This is a genomic window from Actinomadura violacea (assembly GCF_017573465.1).
Classification (GTDB): domain Bacteria; phylum Actinomycetota; class Actinomycetes; order Streptosporangiales; family Streptosporangiaceae; genus Spirillospora; species Spirillospora violacea.
The window spans coordinates 42,740-67,095 of record NZ_JAGEPF010000026.1; the positions used below are offsets into that span (position 1 = coordinate 42,740).

19 protein-coding genes are annotated in these 24,356 nt (G+C 74.1%); 10 read left to right on the forward strand and 9 right to left on the reverse strand.

Annotated features, from left to right (window positions below):
• Positions 1 to 100: 100 nt before the first annotated feature.
• Positions 101 to 508 carry a hypothetical protein gene (locus J4709_RS37115; RefSeq protein WP_173095848.1) on the reverse strand — a complete coding sequence of 136 codons (408 nt, stop codon included), beginning with the start codon at positions 506 to 508 and terminating at the stop codon, positions 101 to 103.
• A gap of 152 nt (positions 509 to 660) precedes the next feature.
• Positions 661 to 1,383 (reverse strand): TetR/AcrR family transcriptional regulator, encoded by a 723-nt coding sequence (locus tag J4709_RS37120; RefSeq protein WP_208248154.1) that lies wholly within the window; start codon positions 1,381 to 1,383, stop codon positions 661 to 663.
• 200 nt (positions 1,384 to 1,583) lie between these two features.
• Between J4709_RS37120 and J4709_RS37125 the strand changes: the two genes are divergently transcribed.
• Positions 1,584 to 2,504, forward strand: a complete 921-nt coding sequence (locus tag J4709_RS37125; protein ID WP_208248156.1) for an SDR family oxidoreductase — start codon at positions 1,584 to 1,586, stop codon at positions 2,502 to 2,504.
• Positions 2,505 to 2,516: 12 nt separating this feature from the next.
• On the opposite strand, the gene J4709_RS37130 is transcribed toward J4709_RS37125, so the two are convergent.
• Both J4709_RS37130 and J4709_RS37135 read right to left on the reverse strand, forming a co-directional pair.
• A complete protein-coding gene (locus J4709_RS37130; protein ID WP_208248158.1) occupies positions 2,517 to 4,151 on the reverse strand; it encodes an amidohydrolase in 1,635 nt (544 codons plus the stop codon).
• Entirely contained in the window at positions 4,141 to 4,827 is a 687-nt protein-coding gene (locus tag J4709_RS37135) for a TetR/AcrR family transcriptional regulator (protein WP_208248160.1), read from the reverse strand. The genes J4709_RS37130 and J4709_RS37135 overlap by 11 nt, the downstream gene beginning before the upstream one ends.
• Positions 4,828 to 4,896: 69 nt before the next feature.
• Between J4709_RS37135 and J4709_RS37140 the strand changes: the two genes are divergently transcribed.
• Positions 4,897 to 6,327, forward strand: a complete 1,431-nt coding sequence (locus J4709_RS37140; protein WP_208248162.1) for a purine-cytosine permease family protein — start codon at positions 4,897 to 4,899, stop codon at positions 6,325 to 6,327.
• A 26-nt stretch (positions 6,328 to 6,353) separates the two neighbouring features.
• Complete coding sequence (gene speB, locus J4709_RS37145) at positions 6,354 to 7,379, forward strand: agmatinase (protein WP_208248164.1); 1,026 nt, start codon at positions 6,354 to 6,356, stop codon at positions 7,377 to 7,379.
• 3 nt (positions 7,380 to 7,382) lie between these two features.
• Here speB and J4709_RS37150 read toward each other — a convergent pair whose 3' ends face one another.
• Positions 7,383 to 8,177, reverse strand: coding sequence for an SAM-dependent methyltransferase (locus J4709_RS37150; RefSeq protein WP_307801879.1), 795 nt, complete (start codon positions 8,175 to 8,177; stop codon positions 7,383 to 7,385).
• 122 nt (positions 8,178 to 8,299) lie between these two features.
• The gene (locus tag J4709_RS37155) at positions 8,300 to 8,686 is read right to left on the reverse strand and encodes a hypothetical protein (protein ID WP_208248168.1); all 387 of its coding nucleotides are present in this window, start codon (positions 8,684 to 8,686) and stop codon (positions 8,300 to 8,302) included.
• A 209-nt stretch (positions 8,687 to 8,895) separates the two neighbouring features.
• On the opposite strand from J4709_RS37155, the gene J4709_RS37160 reads away from it, so the two are divergent.
• From J4709_RS37160 to J4709_RS37170, 3 genes are all read left to right on the forward strand, one after another.
• Positions 8,896 to 11,007 (forward strand): SpoIIE family protein phosphatase, encoded by a 2,112-nt coding sequence (locus J4709_RS37160; RefSeq protein WP_208248170.1) that lies wholly within the window; start codon positions 8,896 to 8,898, stop codon positions 11,005 to 11,007.
• A 173-nt stretch (positions 11,008 to 11,180) separates the two neighbouring features.
• The gene (locus tag J4709_RS37165) at positions 11,181 to 16,682 is read left to right on the forward strand and encodes an ATP-binding protein (protein WP_208248172.1); all 5,502 of its coding nucleotides are present in this window, start codon (positions 11,181 to 11,183) and stop codon (positions 16,680 to 16,682) included.
• 150 nt (positions 16,683 to 16,832) lie between these two features.
• Positions 16,833 to 17,042, forward strand: a complete 210-nt coding sequence (locus J4709_RS37170; RefSeq protein ID WP_208248174.1) for a hypothetical protein — start codon at positions 16,833 to 16,835, stop codon at positions 17,040 to 17,042.
• A gap of 21 nt (positions 17,043 to 17,063) precedes the next feature.
• On the opposite strand, the gene J4709_RS37175 is transcribed toward J4709_RS37170, so the two are convergent.
• Positions 17,064 to 17,717: a class I SAM-dependent methyltransferase gene (locus tag J4709_RS37175; RefSeq protein WP_208248176.1), complete on the reverse strand. Its 654-nt coding sequence runs from the start codon at positions 17,715 to 17,717 to the stop codon at positions 17,064 to 17,066.
• 213 nt (positions 17,718 to 17,930) lie between these two features.
• On the opposite strand from J4709_RS37175, the gene J4709_RS37180 reads away from it, so the two are divergent.
• On the forward strand, positions 17,931 to 19,286 hold the full coding sequence (locus tag J4709_RS37180) for a HAMP domain-containing sensor histidine kinase (protein WP_307801880.1): 1,356 nt from the start codon (positions 17,931 to 17,933) through the stop codon (positions 19,284 to 19,286).
• Positions 19,287 to 19,294: 8 nt separating this feature from the next.
• Here J4709_RS37180 and J4709_RS37185 read toward each other — a convergent pair whose 3' ends face one another.
• On the reverse strand, positions 19,295 to 19,648 hold the full coding sequence (locus J4709_RS37185; protein ID WP_173095833.1) for a hypothetical protein: 354 nt from the start codon (positions 19,646 to 19,648) through the stop codon (positions 19,295 to 19,297).
• Between the two features lie 240 nt (positions 19,649 to 19,888).
• On the opposite strand from J4709_RS37185, the gene J4709_RS37190 reads away from it, so the two are divergent.
• On the forward strand, positions 19,889 to 21,130 hold the full coding sequence (locus tag J4709_RS37190) for a PP2C family protein-serine/threonine phosphatase (RefSeq protein WP_307801881.1): 1,242 nt from the start codon (positions 19,889 to 19,891) through the stop codon (positions 21,128 to 21,130).
• 21 nt (positions 21,131 to 21,151) lie between these two features.
• On the opposite strand, the gene J4709_RS37195 is transcribed toward J4709_RS37190, so the two are convergent.
• Positions 21,152 to 21,583 (reverse strand): SMI1/KNR4 family protein, encoded by a 432-nt coding sequence (locus J4709_RS37195; protein WP_208248180.1) that lies wholly within the window; start codon positions 21,581 to 21,583, stop codon positions 21,152 to 21,154.
• A gap of 117 nt (positions 21,584 to 21,700) precedes the next feature.
• Here J4709_RS37195 and J4709_RS37200 point away from each other — a divergent pair, with 117 nt between their 5' ends.
• Together J4709_RS37200 and J4709_RS37205 are read left to right on the forward strand one after the other, a co-directional pair.
• Positions 21,701 to 23,206, forward strand: coding sequence for an FAD-dependent oxidoreductase (locus tag J4709_RS37200; protein WP_208248182.1), 1,506 nt, complete (start codon positions 21,701 to 21,703; stop codon positions 23,204 to 23,206).
• Between the two features lie 17 nt (positions 23,207 to 23,223).
• The gene (locus J4709_RS37205) at positions 23,224 to 24,354 is read left to right on the forward strand and encodes a hypothetical protein (protein WP_208248184.1); all 1,131 of its coding nucleotides are present in this window, start codon (positions 23,224 to 23,226) and stop codon (positions 24,352 to 24,354) included.
• Positions 24,355 to 24,356 lie beyond the last annotated feature (2 nt).

The window sequence follows — 24,356 nt, forward strand, 5'->3', positions numbered from 1 at the left end:
CCGTTTTCAGCCGCGCCGCGAATTCGCGGGGCGCCCGATCAAGATCGCGTTCTTGCGCCATTCCCGGAAAACGCGCCCGGAACCCGATCATGTAACTCGATCATGCGCACGGTCCGAGCGCCAGTTCGCTCGCCATCTGCGCCCACGCGTCGAGCGCCTCGTAGGAGGTGTCGTAGCAGTGCGCGAGGTTGAATCCGGACGCCGAGCGGACCGCGAGATGCGCGCGGCCGTCCGGCGGGCCCTCCAGCACGACGGCGGCCCGGGTGCTGTTGACGCGCATGTCCGCCAGGTGGTTCCCGGCGTCCTGGATGGCCAGCGTGACCACGTCCCAGAACACCCGCTCGGCGGCGGTGCAGTCGACGAAGCTGCCGAGCCGCAGGATGCCGTTCGCGCTGACGCACAGCAGGGCCGGCGCGGAGGCGCTGGTGAGCATGTACCGCCAGGTCCGCCATGTGTATTCCAGGTGGACGGCGTGCTCGGTGAAGTCGTCCTGGTCAATGTCGGTCATCGCGCGCTCTTCTGGACGATGCTCTCGGCATGGCGGCCTCGCGTGCCACGGGCACGGAGATGGTGTGGTACGGGACGGTACCACGGTGCCGTACGCGCGCCTACCGTGCTGGAGAAGGGAATTCGGCGGCCTCGCGGCCGGGGCCGGAAAGGTCAGTTCCGGGGGTCGGGAAAACCGCCGCGGGAAGCCGCCGACGGCGTGCCGCCGCGGTTTTCCGGCACCGGCCGGAACAGCGCGATCGTCGCCTCGACGGCGACCTCGGTGATGTCCCGGACGTCCGCGCCGTCCTCCACCAGGGTGGCGGTCAGCTCGCGGAGCCCGCCGATCAGCATGAGGGCGAACGGTCGGGTGATCGGGTGCGCGCCGGCGCGCAGCATCTCGGGGTTCCCGGACACGTCCCGCAGCAGCCGGAACAGCGTGTCGACCGCCTCGCGCTGCATCCGCCGGGCGGTGTCCGCGCCGAGCGCCTGCAGTTCGCGGATCCAGGCGAGCGTGATCTCCGGTTCGGAGGCGACCATCTCGACGTACGCCTCGACGCCCTGGCGGATCTGCGCCTCCCACGGCGCGGCGGGGTCGATCGCCTCGGCGACGCGGCGGCGCAGCATCCGGTTCGTCACCTGGAGCAGCTCGACGAAGCAGGCGTCCTTGGTCGGGAACTCCTCGTAGAACGTGCGCCGGGACGTGCGGGCGTGCCGGACGACGTCGGAGACGGTGGTGTCGCGGTAGCCGCGCTCGCGGATCGAGTCGGCGAGGCCCGCCAGCAGGCGCCCGCGGAAGGACGCCGCGCTCCCGGCGGGCGCGGCGCCGCCGGCGCGCGTGCCGTCGTCCCGGCCGGGCCGCCGCGCCCCGCCGAGGGACACTCCAGCGGTTTCCACCGTTGGAAAGCTATCTCATCGGCCCTCGTGGCGCCGGTGTCCCGTTCATCCGGATCCGGGCGGCGGCCGGTGGCGCCGGCCCATTGACATCGGGGGGTTCGCGTCGCATCGTTTTTGAAAGCTAATTCTAGAAATTGCTTCTAATGTGCGGCGGCCCCGGACGCCCGGCCCGCCCGCCGCCCGGGACGAAGGGAGCGACCATGACCGCGATCGCCGACGGACGGGTGGTCATCGTGACCGGGGCGGCCCGCGGCATCGGCCGCGAGCACGCGCTGGAGTTCGCCCGGCACGGCGCCCGGGTCGTCGTCAACGACCTCGGCGCGCAGGTGGACGGCACCGGCTCGTCCACCGGACCGGCGGGCGAGGTGGTGGACGAGATCCGCGCGATGGGCGGCGAGGCCGTCGCCGACGGCACCGACGTGTCCGACTTCGAGGGCGCCCGGCGGCTCGTCGCCGCGACCGTCGAGCGGTTCGGCGACCTGCACGTCCTGGTGAACAACGCGGGCATCCTGCGCGACCGGATGCTGGTGAACATGAGCGCGGAGGAGTGGGACGCGGTGATCGGCGTCCATCTGCGCGGGACGTTCGCGCCGCTGCGGCACGCCGCCGCGTACTGGCGGGAACGGCACAAGGCCGGGCACGACGTCGACGCGCGCGTCATCAACACCAGCTCCTCGTCGGGCATCTACGGCAACGCCGGGCAGGGCAACTACGGCGCGGCCAAGGCCGGGATCGCCGCGCTGACCGTGATCGCGGCCCGCGAGCTGCGCCGGTACGGCGTGACGGTCAACGCGGTGGCGCCCGCCGCGCTGACCCGGATGACCGAGAACCTGGTGCCGGGCCGCGCGCGCCCCAGCGAGGGCTTCGACCCGGCGGACCCGTCCAACATCGCGCCGCTCGTGGTGTGGCTGGCGAGCCCGGGGGCGCGCGGGATCACCGGCCGGGTGTTCAACGTGCGCGGCGGGCGGATCAGCGTCGCGGAGGGCTGGCGCGCCGGCCCGGTCGTCGACAAGGGCGCCCGCTGGGACCCGCACGAGCTGGACGACGTCATCCCCGCCCTGGTGGAGAAGGCGCGCCCGAACGTCCTGCCCGACGGCGTCACCCCCGAGGGCGGCGCCTGACCGCCGGGCGGTTCACAGCGCCGCGTCGCGGTGGGTGATCCGCCCGTCCAGGACGGTGAGCAGCACGGGCAGCGCGGCGAGGTCGGTGTCGGCGACGGAGAGGGGGTCGTCGGCGAGGACGGTGAGGTCCGCGCGGCGGCCGGCGGCGATCCGGCCCGCCACCGCCTCCTCGCCGGCGGCCAGCGCCGGGTTGATCGTGCAGCCCCGCAGCGCCTGCAGCGGGGTGAGGGCCTGCGCCGGGCCGTGCGGCAGCTCGCTCAGGTCGCGGCTCGGCCGCCGGTGCCGCGCCCCCGCCATCACGGCGAGCGGCGGGAACGGCGCGATCGGCCAGTCCGACCCGAGCACGACCGTGGCGCCCGCGTCCCACAGGTCCCGGCAGCGGAACGCGCGCGACGCCCGCTCCTCGCCGAGGCGGCGCGACCAGTTGTCGGTGTGGTCGGCGCGGGTGTACTCGCAGCAGTGCGTCGGCTGCATGGACGCGGTGACGCCGAGCCGGGCGAAGCGCCGGACGGTGTCGTCGGGCACCGTCTCGATGTGCTCGACGCGGTGCCGGACCGCCGCGCCGCCCTGCGGAAAGGGGTGCGCCGCCGCCTTCTCGACGGAGTCGAGGACGTGCCGGACGGCCGCGTCGCCGATGGCGTGCGTGGCGGTCGGGACCCCGGCGCGGTGCAGCTCGCCGATCACGCGGGTGTAGGCGTCCGGGTCGGGCCAGAAGGCGTGCGTGGACTCGCCGTGGCAGTCGGGGTGCTCCAGCCAGGCGGTGCCGTTGTCGATGGTGCCGTCCATGAACAGCTTCACGCCCGCGACCCGCCACAGCCGCCCGCCGGTGCCCTGCTCGGCGATGAGCCGCGCGAGGTCGTCGGCGTCGCCGCCCGGCTGGCACCACGGCGCGACGCGCAGCCGCAGGGGCAGCGCGTCCCGCGCCTCCAGGTCGGCGAGGGCGGCGAGGGTGTCGCCGAGGGCGTCCATGACGTGGCCGCCGGTCAGGCCCGCGGCGGCCATGCCGCGCAGCACCGCGGCGGCGCGCTCGCGCCGCTCGGCGGCGGTCGGGCGGGGCGCGACGGCCTCCACCAGCTCGCAGGCGGCGTCCTCCAGCAGCAGGCCGGTGGGGCGGCCGTCGTCGTCGACGACGATCTCGGCGCCCTGGTCGAACCGGCGCGGGCCGTCGATCCCGGCGAGCTCCAGCGCGCGCGGGCCGGCCAGCATGGAGTGCGCGTCGAACAGGTCGACGGCGGAGGGGACGTCCTGGAAGGCGGGGCCGAGCGCGGCGGCGGTGACGGGCCCGCCGCCGAACACGTTGGGGTCGAGGCCCCAGCCGCGCAGCCACCCTCCGGGCGGCAGGTCGCGGGCCGCGCGGGCGAGGGCCTCCCGGACGGCCGGCAGGTCGGCGCAGCCGGACAGGTCGACGCCCATCGTCCGCTCGGCGCCCCCGATCGGGTGCATGTGCCCGTCCACCAGGCCGGGCGTGACGACGGCGCCCTTCAGGTCGAGCACCGCCGTGCGCGGCCCGGCGAGCGCGCGGACCTCCCGGTCGTCACCGACGGCGGTGACCCGGCCGCCCTCGGCGGCCAGCGCGGTGTGCGGCAGCGGCCGCCCGTCCGCCGGGTCGAGCAGGCGGGCGGACAGCAGCACCAGGTCAGCGGGCACAGGCGGCTCCTTCGTCGGGGGCCGGACGGGGCACGTGCGCCGCGGTCACCCGGGCGACGAGGCTGCCCTCCGGCAGGTTCAGCTCCCGCTCGGCGATGACGACGGCGAGGTGCGTCACCTCCGGAGGGCGGTCGGACCGGTCGGTGTTGGCGTGCGAGCCGAGCCCGTCGAGGACGACGAGGATCCGGGCGGCGGTGACGTCGGGGTCGCGGGCCTCGAAGGACCCGTGCTCGACGCCGTCGCGGACGAGCCCGGCCAGCCGCTCGCGCCACAGCGTCTCCTGCCGGTCGACGCGCTCGCGCAGTGCCGGCCGGTAGCGGCTGAGGTGCCAGGCGTTCAGCCACAGCCGGCTCACCCCGTCGTATCCGGGGCCGGTCGTCAGCACGAAGAAGCGCGCGAGGTGCTCCAGCGGGCTCCCGGCGGGCCGGTCCGCGGGGATCAGGTCGTCCAGCTCGGCGGTCGCCGCGGCGCCGAACGCCTCGGCGACCAGATCCTCCACCGCGGGGAAGTAGTGGCTGATCAGGCCGGGCCGGACGGCCAGCTCGTCGGCGACCCGGCGCAGCGTGAGGCACTCCAGGCCCTCGGTGAGCGCGAGCGCGGACGCCGCCGCGACGATCTCGGCGCGGCGGGCCTCGGGCGTCTTGCGGACGCGTTTGGGTGCGGCTCTTGACAACATCGCCTCCACGTTATTGGTTATGCGACCAATAGACAAGGTTCCGGTGCTCCACCCCCCCGGAGGACACGCATGGCGTCCACGATTCCAGACCCGCAGGAGCAGGCCCCCGCACCCCCGCACGCCGCCGACCGGGCGGGCCGGGTCGAGGCGCGCGGCATCGAGTTCATCCCCGAGGCCGAACGGCACGGCCGGCCGCGCGAGCTGTTCGCGGTCTGGGCCGCGCCGAACGTCAGCTACCTCGCCCTCGTCATCGGCGGCGCCCTCGTCCTCATGGGCCTGGACCTCGTGCAGGCGCTCGTCCTCACCCTGCTCGGCAACCTGTTCTGGATCCTCGTCGGGCTGCTCGCGGTGAGCGGCCCGGCGGCCGGGACGCCCAGCGAAGTGATCATGAGGGCGATGTACGGCGTCCGCGGGAACCGGGTGAACATCGCGGTCAACGGCTGGTTCGTCTCCGTCTGCTACCTCGCGCTCAACTGGGCGGCGGCCTCGCTCGCCGCGTTCGGGCTGCTGGACGAGGCCGGCGTCCGCACCAGCACGCCCGTCAAGGTCGTCACCATCGTCGCCATCGCCGCCGCGACGCTCGCCATCAGCGTCTACGGCCACGCCACCATCGTGAAGCTCTACGGGCCGCTGACCTGCGTGCTCGCCGTCGCGTTCGTCATCCTGGCCGGATACATCGCTGCGCACGCGCAGTGGGACTACCGGCCGCAGCACGCGCTGCACGGGACCGCGCTGTGGGCCGCCCTGTCCGCCGGCCTCGCGCTCGTCGCGTCAGGGCCGCTCTCCTACACCAACAGCGCCGACTTCTCCCGGTACCTGCCGTCCGGCGCCTCGCCGAAGGCCGTCGCCGGCTGGACGGCGCTCGGCGCGTTCCTGCCCAGCGTCGTGTTCACCGCCCTCGGCGCCCTCGGCGGGACCGTCCTCGACATGTCCGACCCGCAGACCGCGCTCGCGACGATCCTGCCGTCCTGGTTCACCCCGGTGTTCCTGCTCTCGGTCGTCCTCGGCACGATCGCCAACAACGCCATGACCGCCTACAGCTCCGGCCTCGCGCTGCAGGCCGTCGGCGTCCGGCTGCGCCGCTCGCGCAGCGTCGCCCTCGACGGCGCCCTCGGCGTCGCGCTCACCCTGTACGCGCTGCTCGTCTCGAACTTCCTCGACACCGTCAACAACATGCTCCAGCTCATGGTGGCGCTGATCGGCCCCGCCATGGCCGTCTACGCCACCGACATCCTGTGGCGCCGCAACCGCTACGACGGACGCGAGCTGAGCGACGAGTCCCGCGACGGGCCGTTCTGGTACCGCGGCGGCGTCAACCGGGCCGGTGCGGTCGCGCTGCTCGCCGGCGCCGCCGTCGCCTCCCAGTGCCTGAACACCACCCTCTACACCGGCGAGCTCGCCAAGGCGGCCGGCGGAGTTGACCTTTCCCTGCCCGCGGGCATCCTGATCTCGGCGGCCGTCTACGCCGTGCTGATGCGTGGCCGCCGCGCCGCCGCCTGACACCCACGAAGAACCGGAGGACGCCGATGACCACGTCGCAGCGGTACGGACCGCAGTACGGCCCCGACATCACCTTCCTCGGAGTGCCGCGCTGCACCTGGTCGGACCCCGCGACCTACGCCGACGCCGACGTGGTCATCCTCGGCGCGCCGTTCGACGGCGGGACCAGCCACCGGCCGGGCACCCGGTTCGGCCCGCAGTACATCCGGCAGACCTGCTACCTGCCGCAGGACGGGTCGCGCCCGTCGCTGGCGCTGCGTGTGGACGGGCTGCGGGGCGACCTCACCGTGCACGACGCCGGCGACGTCGAGATGTACTCCGGCGACGCCGAGCGCTCCGTCCGGGACCTGCAGGAGGCGGTGCACACCATCACGAGCAACGGCGCGATCCCGCTGGTGCTCGGCGGCGACCACACCATCGCCTGGCCCGACGCCGCCGGGGTCGCGCAGCACCTCGGCCAGGGCCGCGTCTCGATGATCCACTTCGACGCGCACGCCGACACCGGCGACATCGAGTTCGGCTCGCTGGTCGGGCACGGCACCCCGATGCGCCGGCTGCTGGAGTCCGGCGCCGTCCGCGGCGACCGGTTCCTGCAGCTCGGCCTGCGCGGCTACTGGCCGGGCCCGGAGACGCTCGCGTGGATGGCCGGGCAGGGCATGCGCTCCTACGAGATGACCGAGATCGTCGCGCGCGGGCTGGAGGAGTGCCTGACCGAGGCGTTCGCGATCGCCACCGACGAGTGCGACGGGGTGTTCCTGTCCGTCGACATCGACGTGTGCGACCCCGGCCACGCGCCCGGCACCGGCACCCCCGAGCCCGGCGGCCTCACCGCCCGGCAGCTGCTGGACGCGGTGCGCCGCATCGCCTACGAGCTGCCGGTCGCCGGCATCGACGTGGTCGAGGTGTCACCGCCCTACGACCACGCCGAGATCACCTCGGCGCTCGCCAACCGCGTCGTGCTGGAGGCGCTGTCGGGCCTCGCGCGGCGCCGCCGCGACGACCGCGACGGCACCACCTGGGACCCGCGCCGGCCCCTTCTGGACGGCCGCTAGGCGTTACGGCTTGCGGGCGACGCCGCAGAGCGTGGAGGTCTTCGGCGCGTCGTTGAACGGGTTGGGCTCGGGGCGCCAGTCCTCGCAGGCCACCACCCCGGGCTCGACCAGTTCCAGGCCGTCGAAGTAGCCGGTGATCTGCGCGGGCGGGCGGAGCCGGTACGGGACCGCGCCGGTGTCGTCGTACTGCTGCTGCGCCTCGTTGTGCGCCGCGTCGGTGTCGGTGTCGTCGTAGATGGCGAGGTAGCTGCCGGGGCACAGGCCGCCGGTCAGCGTGCGGATGATGTCCAGCACGTCGTCGTAGGAGTCGACGTGGCCGAGCACGCCCATGAGCATCACCGCGACCGGCCGGTCGAAGTCGAGCTTCTCGCGCGCCGCGGCCAGCACCTGCTCCGGCTTCATCATGTCGGCCTGGACGTAGCTCGTCTCGCCCTCGGGACGGCTGGTCAGCAGGGCGTGCGCGTGCGACAGGACGAGCGGGTCGTTGTCGACGTAGACGATGTGCGACTCCGGCGCGACCCGCTGCGCCACCTCGTGGGTGTTGTCGACGGTCGGCAGCCCCGTCCCGACGTCGAGGAACTGCCGGATCCCCTGCTCGCCCGCCAGGAAGCGGACGGCGCGGGCGAGGAAGTTGCGGCCGGCCCGGGCGATGTCCACGATTCCGGGGTAGACCTGCAGATACTGGTCGCCTGCGGCGCGGTCGACGGGATAGTTGTCCTTGCCTCCGAGCCAGTAGTTCCAGATACGCGCGGAATGCGGCACGGACGTGTCGATGATGCTGCCCGGCTCCTCGGTCACGGCACACTCCCCAATTCGCGGTTCGCCCTTCGGGGACAAAGTAGCAGCCGGATCTTCGCCCGCCCGCAGGGAAATGGCGGGCCGCGGAATCCCTCCGGTGCCGGAGCGTCCTCCCGCGGCGGTCAGGCCAGGGGCGGTGCGGCGGCGGTGATGGACCTGGCCTGCGCCACCGCGTGGGCGGCCCATGCGCTCGTCTGGGGCCCGGCCGGGAACTGGGCCGCGTGGTGGAAGCCGGGGCCGGTCACGGAGATGGCCACGAATCCGACATAACGACGCTCCTTCATCAGGAGAAAGAGCAGTCCCAAAAGGCAGAACCAGACGAAGATGACGGTCAGCACGATGGCGACCACGGGGATTCCTTCGGTGACCTGGCCGGAGTCCTGAACGGTCCAGTGGGAGCCGTGCAGAGGGTAGTTGCCGTACGGGAGAATGACATGGGTACTCGTCAGGGACATGTCGCCGATCTGTAGCAGAACGGGCTCGACGCCACCATGAGTAACCGGGTACATCCACTCACCTCTGCTCGAATGAACTGTTACGGCGGCCGGGCCGTTGCGGGACTGACTGAACCTTACAGCGCGGGGCAGAACTCGAACCCGCGGTTCGGGGCAGGGGCCGGGCCGGCGCCGGCGGGGCCGCAGCGCTGGTGAGGACGGGGCCCGATGTATGTTGAGGTGAAGTGCCGATAGCGACCCGGGCGGCGACTGGGGGAGACGCCATGGTCGATGAGCGGCCGAGGGGGGACGGCGGGACCGCGTCCGGGGCGCTCCGGGCGCTCGACGTCGCGCCCGCCACCGTCGCCGTCATCAGCGGGCCGGAGCAGCGCCTGGCGTACACCAACATCGCCTTCCGCGCGACCTTCGGCGACCGCGCGATCGGCGAACCGGTCCGCCGGGCGTTCGGCGACCTCGTCCAGACCGGCTACTTCGACCTCCTCGCCCGCGTGCTCGACGGCGGCGAGCCGGTGACCCTCGCCGAGGCCCCGGTCAGCCTGTTCTTCCCCGACACCGGCTACGAGGAGCGCTTCTTCTCCTTCAGCCTGTCCCGCGTCAGCCTGTCCCGCGTCGGCCTGTCCCGCGCCGCCGGGGGCGAGCCGGCCGTGCTCGCGGTGGGCGTGGACGTCAGCGAGCACGTCGGCGCGGCCCGGCGGGCCGGGCGGACGGCCGACGAGCAGCGCCGCGCCCTGCGCCGGTTCCAGAGCCTGATCCGGGTGAGCGCCGAGATCGTCTGGGTGACGACCCCGGCGGGCGAGCCCGTCGAGCCGAGCCCCGGCTGGGAGCGGGTGACCGGCCAGGACTGGGAGGGGTTCCGCGGCAAGGGCTGGCAGAGCGCGCTGCACCCCGAGGACCGCGAGGACGCCGTGCGGTCGTGGGAGCGGGCGCTCGCGCAGGCCCGTCCCTGGCGGTACGTCTACCGGCTGCGGACGGCCGGCGGCGGCTACCGGCACTTCCAGGTCAACGCCGCGCCGGTGCACGAGAACGGCGTGGTGGTCGAGTGGGTCGGCACCTGCACCGACATCGAGCAGCAGTGGCGCCGGGAGCGCCGCACGCGGCTGCTCGACCGGGCCGCAGCCGCGACCGCCGAGCGCACCGGGCTGCGCGAGATGCTCGGCGCGCTCGCCGACGTGCTCGTGCCGGCGCTCGCCGACGGCTGCGGCGTCCACCTGCTGCCCGACTACGTCGACCGGCCGGACGGCGCGCCGCTGCTCACCGAGCGGGTCGCGACGGCGGCGCGGTCCGGGCTGCCGCGGCAGCCGCCGTTCGGCGTGGAGTGGTACGCCGCCGACAGCGGGTTCACCCGGACGGTGCAGCGCAGCCGCCCGCTGCACCACACGTTCCCGCCCGGCCGGCCGCCGGCGGACATGCTGCCCGAGGGCACGACCGAGTGGCTGGCCGCGGCGGACGCCAACAGCGTGGTGGTGATGCCGGTGACCGTGGACGGGGCCGTGGCGGCCGTGGTGACCGCCGCCGTCTGCGGGGAGCGCGAGCCGCTGAGCCGCGAGGACGTCGACCTGATGCGGCAGATGTTCGAGCACGCCCACGACGGGCTGAGCAGCGCGATCGAGTACCACCGGACGCAGCGGGTGGCGCTGGCGCTGCAGCACAGCCTGCTCGCCGAGCCGCCGCGGGTCCCCGGCCTGGAGATCGTCGCGCGGTACCGGGCGAGCCCGGCGACGGCCGAGGTGGGCGGCGACTGGTACGACTCGTTCGTGCTGCCGGACGGCACCGCGGTGCTGGCGATCGGCGACGCGACCGGGCACGACCTCGCCGCCGCGGTGGCGATGAGCCAGCTGCGCAACATCCTGAGGGCCCTGATCGTCGACCGGCAGGAGGGCCCCGGGCACATCCTGCGCCGGCTGAACATCGCGATGGAGACGCTGATCCCGGACGGCTCGGCGACCTGCGCGCTGGCCCGCGTCGCGCCGGACGGCCCGGGCGGTCCGCGGCTGGAGTACGCGGCCGCCGGCCATCCGCCGCCGGTCCTGGTCGCCCCGGACGGCACGACCCGGCTGCTGGAGGACGCCGCCAATCCGCTGCTCGGCCTGGGGGCGCTGTTCGACGAGCCGTACCGGAGCGCGCAGCTCACCCTGCGGCCCGGCTGCACGCTGCTGCTGTACACCGACGGCCTGGTCGAACGGCCCGGCGAGCACCTCGACGAGGGGCTGAAGCGGCTGCGCGACGAGGCGGGGCGGTTCGCCCGCAGGTCGCTGCCGGCCTTCTGCGACGGGCTGCTGACGCACCTGCCGACCGCCGGCATCGACGACATGGCCATGATCGCCCTGCGCGTGCCGCCGGAGCGGCACGCGACGGAGCCGCCGGCGGGGGTGTAGGGCGCCGCGCGTCCGGGTCGCGGCCGATCGGCTTTTGCAGGTTTCCCACAACTCGGGCCGCGCAGCCTGCGATGTCTGCGACATGGAGCTACCCGCCGGTAACCGGAAGGGTGGGCACAGCCGAGAGCCGTCGTTCCCGGCGGACAGCGTGGTCAACAGGAGGGCTCGGACGCGTGTTCAGTCGTGTCGCCATCGTCAACCGTGGAGAGGCCGCCGTGCGGCTCATCCACGCCGTACGGGACATCGCCGCGGAGACCGGGACACGGATCGAGACCGTCGCCCTGTACACCGACGTCGACCGGTCCGCCACCTTCGTGCGCGAGGCGGACCTGTCCTATGACCTCGGTCCCGCGTCCGCGCGCCCGTACCTCGACATGAAGGTGCTCGAACGCGCGCTGGTCGAGACCGGCGCCGACGCCGCCTGGGTCGGCTGGGGCTTCGTCGCCGAGGACCCGGCGTTCGCCGAGGTCTGCGAGAAGGCCGGCGTCGCGTTCGTCGGGCCCGGCCCGGACGCGATGCGCCGGCTCGGCGACAAGATCGGCGCGAAGCTGATCGCCGAGGAGGTCGGCGTGCCGGTCGCGCCGTGGAGCCGCGGCGCGGTCGAGACCCTGGAGGCGGCGCGCGCCGCCGCGGCCGAGATCGGCTACCCGCTGATGCTGAAGGCCACCGCCGGCGGCGGCGGGCGCGGCATCCGCGTCATCACCAGCGAGGACGAGCTCGACGACGCCTACGAGCGCACCAGCCAGGAGGCCGCGCGCGCGTTCGGCAGCGGCGTCGTCTTCCTGGAGCGCCTGGTCACCGGCGCCCGGCACGTCGAGGTCCAGGTGATCGCCGACGGCGAGACCGCGTGGGCGCTCGGCGTGCGCGACTGCTCGGTGCAGCGCCGCAACCAGAAGGTCATCGAGGAGTCGGCGTCGCCGGTGCTGCCCCCCGCGCGGGCCGCCGAGCTCAAGGCGTCCGCCGAGCGGCTCGCCGTCGCGGTCGGCTACCGCGGCGCGGCGACCGTCGAGTTCCTCTACCACCCCGGCGACGACCTGCTCGCCTTCCTGGAGGTCAACACCCGGCTCCAGGTCGAGCACCCGATCACCGAGTCCACCACCGGGTTCGACCTGGTCAAGGCGCAGCTGCACGTCGCGTCCGGCGGCCGGCTGGAGGGCCCGCCGCCGGCCGAGCGCGGGCACGCCGTCGAGGCCCGGCTGAACGCCGAGGACCCCGACCGCGACTTCGCGCCGTCCCCGGGCCGCATCGCCCGGCTCGACCTGCCCGCCGGGCCCGGCGTCCGGGTGGACACCGGCGTCGCCGAGGGCGACACCATCCCCGCCGACTTCGACTCGATGATCGCCAAGATCATCGCCTACGGCCGGGACCGCGACGAGGCGCTCGGCCGGCTGCGCCGGGCGATGGCCGAGACCACCGTCATCATCGAGGGCGGCGCGACCAACAAGAGTTTCGTGCTCGACCTGCTCGACCGGCCCGAGGTGATCGACGGCAGCGCCGACACCGGCTGGATCGACCGCGTCCGCGCCGAGGGCGGGCTCGTCTCGCACCGGCACTCCGCCGTCGCGCTGGCCGCCGCGGCCATCGAGGCCTACGAGACGGAGGAGGGCGCCGAGCGCGGGCGGCTGCTGTCCACGGCGTCCGGCGGCCGCCCGCAGGTGCGGCACGAGAGCGGCCGCCCGCTGGACCTCAAGCTGCGCGGCGCCGGCTACCGGGTGCGCGTCGCCCGGATCGGCGCGCAGCGCTTCCGCGTCGGCATCGAGGCCGGCGACGACGTCCGCACCGCCACCGTCGAGCTCGACCGCTTCGACCGGCACACCGGCCAGATCATCGTCAACGGCGCCCGGTACCGGCTGGTCACCGGCACGCACGGGCCGGTCCACCTGGTCGAGGTGGACGGCGTCACGCACCGCGTCAGCCGCGACGAGGGCGGCGTCGTCCGCTCGCCCGCGCCCGCGCTGGTCGTCGCGACGCCGCTGGAGGTCGGCGCCGAGGTCGAGGCGGGCGCGCCGGTCCTGGTGCTGGAGAGCATGAAGATGGAGACGGTGCTGCGCGCGCCGTTCAAGGCGCGGCTCAAGGAGTGCGTCGTCTCGGTCGGCGGCCAGGTGGAGACCGGCGCGCCGCTGCTGCGGCTCGAACCGCTCGCCGACGAGGCCGAGGCCGAGGAGGTGTCCGCGGCCGGCGCCGTCGAGATCGACCTGCCCGCCGAGCCCGCTGAGGTCCCGGCGCGCGTGCGCGCCGCCCGCGGCCTGGAGGAGCTGCGCAGCCTGCTGCTCGGCTTCGACGCCGACCCGCACGACGAGCGCCGCGCGCTCGACGGCTACCTCGCCGCCCGCGGGGCGGCCGCCGCCGGCGGCCACCGTCCCGTGGAGGAGGAGCTCGCGCTCGTCGACGTGTTCGCCGACCTCGCCGAGCTGACCCGCAACACCGCCGCCGCCGCCGCCGACGGCGACGCGGCCGGCGCGACCGGCCACGTGCACAGCGCCCGCGAGCACTTCCACACCTACCTGCAGAGCCTCGACGTCGAACGGGCCGGGCTGCCCGAGGAGTTCCGGGCCAAGCTCGCCAAGGCGCTCGGCCACTACGGCGTCACCGGCCTGGACCGCTCGCCCGAGCTCGAGGCCGCGGTGTTCCGGATCTTCCTCGCCCAGCAGCGCGCGTCCACCGACGCCGCCGTCGTCACCGCGCTGCTGCGCGCCTGGCTGCAGGAGCCGCCGCCGGACGAGGCGCTGCGCGAGCCCGTCGGCCTCGCGCTGGAGCGGCTCGTCGCCGCGACGCAGGTGCGCTTCCCGGTCGTCTACGACCTCGCCTGCGGCGTGGTGTTCGCCTGGTTCGCCCAGCCGCTGCTGCGCCGCAACCGCGCCCGCGTCTACGCCGCCGTCCGCCGGCACCTGCGCCACCTCGAGGCGCACCCGGACGCGCCGGACCGCGCCGAGCGCGTCGCCGAGATGGTGCGCAGCACCGAGCCGCTGGTGCGGCTGCTCGGGCAGCGGCTCGTCCGCCACGACCGCGACAACTCGGTCATGCTCGAGGTGCTGACCCGCCGCTACTACGGCAACAAGGGGCTCACCGGCGTCCGCACCGTCCGCACCCCCGGCGAGGGCTCCGGCGACGGCGCGGGCTGCGCGTTCGTGGTCGCCGAGCGGGCGGGCTCGTCCGTGGCGTCCGCCGCCGTCCGGTTCGAGGAGCTCGGCGGCGCGCTGCGCGGGCTCGCGGACCTCGCTGCCGGCGAGGACGCCGTCGACGCCGACATCTACCTCGCCTGGGAGAACCAGCCCGAGGACTTCGACGCGATGGCCGCCGCGCTGCACGAGGTGATCGCCGCGCAGCCGCTGCCGGAGCAGGTCCGCAGGCTCACCGCCACCGTCGCGGGCAGCGCCGGCGCGGTCATGCACCACCACTTCACGTTCCGCCCGTCCACCACCGGGATGGCGGAGGAGCGGCTGATCCGCGGCCTGCACCCCTACATCGCGCAGCGGATGCAGCTGGAGCGGCTGAGCAAGTTCGACCTCACCCGGCTGCCGTCGGCGGACGAGGAGGTCTACCTGTTCCAGTGCGCGGCGCGGGAGAACCCCTCTGACGAGCGGCTCGTCGCGTTCGCGCAGGTCCGGGACCTGACCGAGCTGCGCGACAACGAGGGCCGGCTGGCCACGCTGCCGATGGCGGAGTACTCGATCGCCACCTGCCTGGACTCGATCCGGCGCGCCCAGTCGCGGCGGCCGTCCAAGAAGCGGTTCAACACCAACCGGATCGTGCTGTACGTGTGGCCGCCGATCGACCTCACCCGCGCGGAGCTGGAGATGATCGTCGGGCGGGTGCTGCCGACGACCGCGGGCGCCGGGCTGGAGGAGATCCTGCTCATCGGCCGGCAGCGGGACCGGGACACCGCCGAGCTGACCAAGATCGCGGTGCGGCTGTCGTTCGACGCCGCGGGCGGCGTGCGGCTGTCGGTCGGCGACCCGTCGGACGAGCCGATCGAGCCGCTCGACGGCTACCGGCAGAAGGTGCTGCGGGCGAGCGCCCGCAACACCGTCTACCCGTACGAGCTGACGGAGATGCTCGGCGACTTCGCCGAGCACGACCTCGATGGCTCCCACGCCCTGGTGCCGGTCGACCGGCCGCGCGGCGGCAACACCGCGGCGATCGTCGCGGGCGTCGTCAGCACGCCGACCGCGCGGCACCCGGAGGGCGTCACCCGCGTCGTGCTGCTCGGCGACCCGACGAAGGCGCTCGGCGCGCTGTCGGAGCCGGAGTGCCGCCGCGTGATCGCCGCGCTCGACCTCGCCGAGCGGATGGGGGTGCCGCTGGAGTGGTACGCGCTGTCCGCCGGCGCCCGGATCTCCATGGAGTCCGGCACCGAGAACATGGACTGGGTGGCCGCGGCGCTCAAGCGGATCGTCGAGTTCACCCAGGACGGCGGCGAGATCAACATCGTCGTCGCGGGCATCAACGTCGGCGCCCAGCCGTACTGGAACGCCGAGGCGACGATGCTGATGCACACCAAGGGCGTCCTGGTGATGACGCCGGACTCGGCGATGGTGCTGACCGGCAAGCAGTCGCTCGACTTCTCCGGCGGCGTGTCGGCCGAGGACAACTTCGGCATCGGCGGCTACGACCGGGTGATGGGCCCGAACGGGCAGGCGCAGTACTGGGCGCCGAACCTGACCGCCGCCCGCGACATCCTCATGGCGCACTACGACCACACCTACGTCGCGCCCGGCGAGCAGGCGCCGCGCCGCGTCCCGACCACCGACCCCGCCGGCCGCGACGTGTCGGACTTCCCGCACGTCGTGGAGGGCAGCGAGTTCGCCACCGTCGGCGAGATCTTCTCCGCCGCGGCCAACCCGGACCGCAAGAAGCCGTTCGACATCCGCACCGTGATGCGGGCGCTGTCCGACCAGGACCACCCGGTGCTGGAGCGCTGGGCGGGCATGGCCGACGCCGACACCGCCGTCGTCCAGGACGTGCATCTCGGCGGCATCCCGGTGTGCCTGCTCGGCATCGAGTCGCGGGCGGTGCCGCGGCGCGGCTTCCCGCCCACCGACGGCCCCGACTCCTACACCGCGGGCACGCTGTTCCCGCGGTCGTCGAAGAAGGCGGCGCGGGCGATCAACACGGCCAGCGGCAACCGGCCGCTGGTGGTGCTGGCGAACCTGTCGGGCTTCGACGGCTCGCCGGAGTCGATGCGCAAGCTGCAACTGGAGTACGGCGCCGAGATCGGCCGGGCGATCGTCAACTTCCGCGGGCCGATCGTGTTCTGCGTGATCTCGCGCTACCACGGCGGCGCGTTCGTGGTGTTCTCCAAGGCGCTGAACCCGAACATGACCGTGTTCGCGCTGGAGGGCTCGTTCGCCTCGGTGCTCGGCGGCGCCCCCGCCGCGGCGGTGGTGTTCGCCCGCGACGTCGACGCCCGCACCGCGGCCGACCCGCGCGTCCGGGACCTGGAGGCGCGGGTGGCGCCCGCCACCGGCGCCGAGCGCGCCACGCTGACCGCCGAGCTCGACGAGCTGCGCTCGTCGGTGCGCGCCGAGAAGCTCGGCGAGGTGGCGGCGGAGTTCGACCGCGTGCACGACATCCGGCGGGCCGTCGAGGTCGGCTCGGTGGACGCCGTGATCGGCGCCGCGGAGCTGCGTCCGCGGATCATCGAGGCGATCGACGCGGGTCTCGCGCGGGGCTGAGGCACGCCGGGCCCGGGCGCCTCGCGAGAGGCTTGTCCCCTGGTCAGCGGGGTACCAGCTGGTATGTGGCGGTGCGCGTGCTTCGGGCGGCAGCCCGGGCGCGCGTACCGGCGCATGCCAGGACGGACGCCGGCTACGGGGGAGCGTGCCATGGGCAAGGGATCCGGCAGGAACGACGCCGAGGCGGACGTGCAGCGCCGCGTCAAGCACGTCGGGACCGGTGCGAGCGGCAATCGCGGGACGCTCGCCGAGGAGGCCGCCACCGACGGCGCCCGCAAGGACGTCGAGCGGCGCGTCAAGCACCTCGGAACGGGCGCGACCGGCACCGCCGGCGACGCCGTGAAGAGCCCGCCGCGCTAGCCGCCGTGCTGGCCTGCCGCGTCAGACCCGCTGGACGGCGGCGAGCCACGCCTGGACGCCGTCGGCGTCGAAGCTCGTCACCAGCCGGTCCGGGGTGATCGACAGGACGTCCCAGCCGTGCGGCCGGTCGAAGGCCGCACGGAGCTCCTGCCGGGTGACGCGGCGCGGGCCCCAGTCGCCGGGCTCGGCGTCGCTGAAGCACAGCAGGAAGAGGCGGCCTCCGCGAGCGGTCACCGCCGCGAGGCTCTCGACGTACTCGCGCCGCTCGCCGTCGTCGAAGGTGTGGAACAGGCCGCAGTCGAGGGCGGTCTCGAACGTCCGGCCGAGGCGGGCCAGCTGGAACGCGTCGGCGAGCGCGAACTCCGCGTCGAGGCCGCGTTCGCGGGCCTTCTCGCGCGCGATCGACAGCGCGGTCCCGGCGATGTCGACGCCGGTGACGTGCGCCCCGGTGGCGGCGATCCGGAGGGCGTTCTCGCCGGTGCCGCAGCCCGCGTCGAGGACCGGGCCGGTGAAGGCGCCCTCGCCCGCCAGCCGCTCGACCGCCGGCTGCGGGCGCCCGGCGTCCCAGGGCGCGGGCTCCGCGGCCCGGTACGACTCGTCCCACGGCTGCCCGTTCGTCCGCTCATGGCTGGTCGGCCGGCGCCCGCCGTACGCATCACCCGTCCGCTCGGACACCCCGCGCCTCCCCACATCGGTACGCACTCACCCCATCGTTACACGCGCGCCCCGCCCTCCGCGGGCACGGCGCCGCCCCTGGCTCCGCGGGGTTTCCGGGTTCGTAGGGGAGGCGTTACGCCGCTTTTAGAGCGCGCCTACCAAGGGCCGCGCCACGGTGCCGCCTAATAGATGAAGGGGACGGATCCGGCGGCGATCGGGGGTGACGGAGGGGTGCGTCCGCGTTTGGCGCCGACCTCGATCCGGGCGCGCTTCACCCTGGCCATGGCGGGCGTCTCGCTGCTGGTCTACGCGGTCATCGGCGTCGGCGTGGACACCGCCGTCCACAACCGCATCGAGCGGGACTCCTTCCGCGACACCCAGCGGGCGGCCACCGAATGGATCGACTCGATGCGCTCGCCCACCCCGCCGCAGCCGATCACCAGCGAACGCGTCCCGTACCTGCAGCTCGTCGACGCGAACGGGAGCGTGGTGTCGGCCAGCCGGGCGGCGAGCGGGCTGCCCGCGCTGAGCATGCTCCGGCCGCCCGTCGGCGACCGGATCCAGAGCCGCGTGCAGTGCGCGAACGGGCGGTGCCTGCTGCTCACCGCCGGCCTGGTCCCGCCGGAGAAGGCCGCCCGGCTGTGGGCCGGCCAGAGCCACATCGTCTACGCGGCGATGCCGCGGCCCGCGCTGCTCGGCAGCCAGCGGCTGGAGGCCCTCGTCGCCGCCGGCGTGCTGGCGGCGTCCCTGCTCACCAGCTGGGTCACCTGGTCGCTGGTCGGCCGCACCCTGCGCCCCGTCGAGGCGATGCGGGCGCAGATCGCGGAGATCACCATCAGCGACCTCAGCCTGCGCGTCCCGCAGCCGTCCGGTGACGACGAGATCGCCCGGCTGGCGCGCACCGCCAACCAGACCCTCGACCGGCTCGAGGACGCGATGGAGCGCCAGCGCCGGTTCGGCTCGATGGTCTCGCACGAGCTGCGCCGGCCGCTCACGGGCCTGCGCACCCAGCTGGAGGAGGTGCTGCTGTTCCCCGATGCCGACCCGCACCGCGGCGTGCGGGACGCGCTCGCGACGGCCGGCCGGCTCCAGTCGATCATCGAGGAGATGCTGATGCTCACCCGCATCAGCACCGGGCCGCGGGCCGTCGAGCCGGTCGGCCTGGCCGCCCTGGCGCGCGAGGAGGCCGCCCGCCGCGGCGGCGGGCCGCCGGTGGAGGTCAGTGCCCCCGAGGAGCTCACCGTCACCGGCAACCGGGTGCAGCTCGCCGGCGTGCTGGCGAACCTGCTGGTCAACGCGCAGCGCCACGCGCGCACCGGGGTGCGGGTCACGGTGCTGCGCGCGGACGGCGACGCGGCGGTCGCCGTCCAGGACGACGGGGCGGGGATCGCCCCGGGCGACCGGGAGCGCGTCTTCGAGCCCTTCACCCGGCTGGCCGAGGGCCGCCGCCGCGATCCCGGCGGCAGCGGCCTCGGCCTGGCGATCTGCCGTGCCGTCGCCGAGACCCACAACGGCACCCTGCGCGTCGAGGACTCCGAGCGGGGCGCCCGGTTCGTCCTCAGACTCCCCTTGGCCCCGCCGCCCTGAGCCCGGGCCTACGAGCAGTGGAAGCCGAAGAGCTCGTGGACGTAGGCGCCGGACGGGTCGGCGGGCAGGTCGGGGTCGGGCCGGCAGGTGACGGTCACGGGCTTGGCCTTCTCGGGCACGAAGCCGCGGACGGTGAAGGTGCCGTGGATGTCGCCGGAGGCGCGGGCGCCGGCCTTCTCGGGGCGGCAGCCCGCGATGCCGCGGGCGAGGCCGCTGGTGGACAGGACCAGCCGTGAGCAGCTGAAGTCGGCGGCGGGCCGTCCCGGCCGTTCGGCGGCGGACGCGGCGGACGCCGCGCCGATCGCCCCGGTGGCCGCGGCGGCCAGCGAGGCGGCCGTCAGGATGCGCAGGCAGGAGAGCATGGAAGACGTCCTTACTGCCGGGGCCGGCGGTCCGTTGCGCACCGGCCTGACCTTGAGACTTCTGTGTCATGCCTGTCAGCGGGACGCCCTACCCCGCTTCCAGCGGCTCTCACTGATTTCCCCACGAACCTTGAGAATCGTGCGAAACGCCCGTATCGGGCGGTGCATCGCGCACCGCGGCGGCGGGTTGGGGCCTGTGCCGCGGGGAATGTCGGCGCAGGTGAGGAAGGGAGAGAGCGGGTGAGCACGGCGGCGGGGGTCGATCACGCGGCGCTGTTCGCCGCGCTGCCGAGCCCGTCGCTGGTGATGGGCCCCGACCTGGTGATCGCGGACGTCGACCGCGCCTTCGTGGACGCCACCGGACGGACCCGCGAGGAACTGGTCGGGCTGCACGTGCGCCGGGCGTTCCCCCGCGAGGCGGACGACGAGGGCATGCGGAACCTGGAGGAGTCCCTGAACCGGGTCCTCGCCACGGGCGAACCCGACACGATGCCGCTGCAGAAGCACCTCATCCCGGGACCGGAGGGCGTCGAGGAGCGCTGGTGGGCGCCGGTGAACGTGCCGGTGCCCGGCGCGGACGGGCGCATCGCGTGGATCGTCCACCAGGCCGAGGACGTCACCCCCTACGTGACGTCCGGTCCGAGCGCGGTGCGCGGCGACCGTCCCGGCGTGTGGAGGGGCGCGCACCTGGAGACGGCGCAGACACTGGAGGCCAAGCTGTACGCGCGGGCGCGCGAGCTGCAGCGGCTGAACACGGAGCTGCGCCGGGCGCACGCGCGCGAGCGGCAGGTCGCGCTCACGCTGCAGCGGGCCATGCTGACGACGCCCGACCTGGACCTGCACGGCGAGGTGGCGGTCCGGTACCTGCCCGCCACCCGGGGGCTGAGCGTCGGGGGCGACTGGTACGACGTCGTCGACCTGCCGCCCGACCGGTTCGCGCTGGCGGTCGGCGACGTGGTCGGGCACGGGCTGGAGGCGGCCGCGGCGATGGGCATGCTCCGCAGCGCGCTGAGCGCGGCCGTGCGCGCGGTCGGGCGTCCCGCGCCGGCGCTGGAGGTCCTCGGGCTGTACGCGGGGTCGCTCGAGGCGGCGCTGAACACGACCGTCGTCCAGGCCGTCGTCGACACCGGCAACCAGGTGATCACCTACAGCAGCGCCGGGCACCCTCCGCCGGTGCTCGCGCGCGCGGACGGCCGGCACGACCTGCTGGACAAGGCGACCGATCCGCCGCTGGGCGTCCAGGCCGTGCCGCGCCCGCAGGCCAACGCCTCCTACGAGCCCGGCGACACGCTGGTGCTGTACACCGACGGGCTCATCGAGCGCCACGGCGAGGACATCGACGTCGGTCTCGGCCGCCTCACCGGGGCCCTCGCCGACGCGGCCCGGTACGACGCGGCGCGACTGGCCGACACCGTGCTGGCCCGGCTCGGCGTCGCCGCCGGCGGCCCGGACGACATCGGCCTGGTCATCGCCCGGCTCTGACGCGTTCCCCGGGTGGGCGGTTCAGAGCCGGATGCGGCCGCTGAGCCAGTCCGCGATGAAGTGCTCCAGGGACGGCGCGACGCAGCGCCGGTTGTCGGTCCGGTGGTCCCAGACGAAGATGTCGGGCCGGCCCTCCGGGACGAGCGCGTAGCCGAACAGGTTGCCGTCGCCGGGGGCGTCGGAGAAGAAGAGCAGCTGGTCGAACGCCATGTAGAGCCGCTTGAGGGCGGGGTAGGTGCGCATCTCCAGGTTGCCCTGCAGGAGCTGGTCGGCGGAGAAGACCAGGTTGTAGCCGTTGGCGTCGACGACGCCGTCGGTCTCGCCGAGCAGCTTGGCCAGGTCGTCGGGGAGCAGGTGCCCGAGGCTCTCCTCGACCCGCTGCAGCTCGTGCTCGTCGGCCGGCGGGGCGAAGCGGGCCTGGCGGGTGTGTTCGTCGATCAGCTCACGCCACATTCGCGAATCATGACGAAAGGGAACCCGTGCCGTCCAGCCGACCGGCCCGGGGGCCTTGACGCGCCTTCATCGCAATCATACATTCATCCATAATCTGTATGAATGGAGGGCGGCGGGATGGGACGCAGGACGGCCGTGGTGCTCGGTGGGAGCGTGGCGGGGCTGTGCGCCGCGGGGGTGCTCGCCCGGCACTTCGACGAGGTGGTCGTGCTGGAGCGGGACCTGCTTCCGCCGGACGCGGAGCACCGCCGCGGCGTGCCGCAGAGCAAGCACCCGCACTTCCTGCTCAACTCCGGGCGGCGCGCGATCGGCGAGATCTTCCCCGGGTTCGAGGAGGCGCTGATCGCCGCGGGCGGGATGCACCTGATGCCGTCCATGGACGCGGCGTACTGCGAGAACGACGGCTGGGCGCCGCGCAAGTCCGGGTCGATGACGATGGTCTACAGCTCCCGGGTGCTCATCGAGCGCGTCCTGCGCGACAAGGTCCGCGAGCTGCCGGCGATCGAGATCCGCGAAGGCGTCACCGTGACCGGCCTGCGGACCGATGCCGGCGGCACGGCACGCGGACGCGTCGAGGGCGTGGAGTACCGCACCGCCGGCGGCGACGACGCGCACCTGGACGCGGACCTGGTCGTCGACGCGCTCGGCCGCGGCTCCTCGGTCGCGGACTGGCTGGGCGCGGCCGGCTGGACGGCGCCGCCGGAGCGGACCCTCGACGCCAAGGTCACCTACACCTCGCGCTGGTACGACCTGCCGCCCGCCGACCGGCGCCCCGAGACGTGGTGGTGGAAGCACCTGGTCGTCACCCCGACGCAGGACACCGGCGACCACCCCGACGAGCACGAGTTCCTCAGCAACTTCTTCCCGATCGAGGGCGACCGCGCCATCGTGTGCATGGGGTCGTGGGGGATCGAGATGCCGCGCAGGACCGAGGCGTTCGAGGACGCCGTGGACCGGGTGCGGGCCACCCTCTTCGGGCGCGCGACCCGCGAGTGCACGCCGACGTCCGAGGTGCACCTGACCCGCTCGACCGGCAACAAGTGGCGGCGCTACGACCTGCTCGACGTGCCGCCGGCGGGCCTGGTGTGCGTCGGCGACTCCATCTGCGCGTTCAACCCGTTCTACGCGCAGGGGATGAGCTCGGCGGCCCGGTCCGCGCTCATCCTCGGCGCGATGCTGCGCGCCCGCGACGCGCTCGACCCCGCCTTCTTCCGCGAGTTCCTCGCCCGCCAGAAGAAGTCCCTCGACGTGCCGTGGATGCTCGCGATGGCCCGCGACCAGGCCTACGACTTCGCGACCGGGACGGAGGTCGCCCCGCGCTGGCGGCGCCGGATCGCCGCGCGGCTCAGCTGGCCGATCTTCAACGCGATCAACGCCGCGAGCCGCGAGGACGGCCACGTCGAGCGGACGTTCGCCGAGGTGTTCAACCTCGACAGGTCGCTCGCCGAGATGGCGCGCGACCCGCGGTTCTGGTTCGGCATCGCGCGGTACAAGCTGCGGCAGCGGCTCGGCCGGACGGTCGTCCCCGGCGGTTTCGACGACCGGCAGGACCCGCCCGGCACCGACTTCACCGGCTACACCGGCGCCGCGCCGTCCAAGCCGGCGCAGCGGGTCAGCGCCTGACCAGGGAGGGCGAGACGATGGGCTACACCTGCGACCCCGCGGCCGAGCGCGTCGCCGAGAAGCTCGGCTTCTCCTGCCACCACACCGATCCGCTGATCACGTTCCGCAACCCGTTCGACCTGGCGAACGGCACGATGCCCGTCCTCGAGGTGCTCATCGTCGGCGGGGCGGTGTTCGCGCTCGTGCACGCGTGGCGGCGGTGGCGGCGCGACGGCGACCCGGTCAACATCTCGCTGTGGTTCGCCTCGGTCGCCTACCTCGCGGTGATCGAGCCGCCGCTCTACTTCCCCGGCTGGTTCGGGCTGGAGAAGCAGGTCGGGTTCATCTTCTCGCACAACGTGTTCACCGTGCAGTTCATGTACGACCGGCTGCCGCTCTACATCGTGGCGTTCTATCCCGCGATCTCGCAGCTGGCCTACGAGCTGGTCCGGGCGCTCGGCGTCTTCGCGCGGCGCGGGCCGCTGGCCGGGTCGGTGGCGGTCGCGTTCGCCTGCCAGGTGTTCTACGAGATCTTCGACCAGCTCGGCCCGCAGCTGAAGTGGTGGGCGTGGAACCCCGGCAACCGGATGATCAACCAGCCGGCGCTCGCGTCGGTGCCGATGAACAGCATGCTGCTGTTCGCGTCGGTCTCGTTCGGGGCGATGACCTACCTCGTCGTCCGGCTGGCCGGTCCGAGAACGGGCCGCGGCACGCTGCCGGGGTGGAGCGTCGCGTGGCGGACCGTCGTCGCCGGGGCCGTGACCCCGCTGGCGATGATCATCGTGAGCGCGCCCAGCGGCGCGTTCCGCGGCGACGACCAGATCGGGATCCAGCGCGGCATCCTGTCCGCTGAGCTGGCCGTGGTGTGGATCGCCGGGCTCTATCTGCTCGCGGACGCCTACCGGGCGGTGCGCGCGGGCGGCGTCCGGCAGGCGGCGTCGCCGGTGTTCGCGCGGATCTACCCGGCGGTCTACCTCGTCGTCCTCGTCGTCCTGTGGCTGGTCGCGCTGCCGGCGTACTTCGCGTCCACCGGAGGCGTCACCGAGCAGGGCACCCCGATCGGCAGCCTCTGGTACGCGGCGCTGTGCACGGTCGCCGCGGCGGCCTTCATCCTCGCCGTACTGCGGGTGAACGCGCCCGAACCGGCCGCGGAGCCTGTGCGATCCTAGGG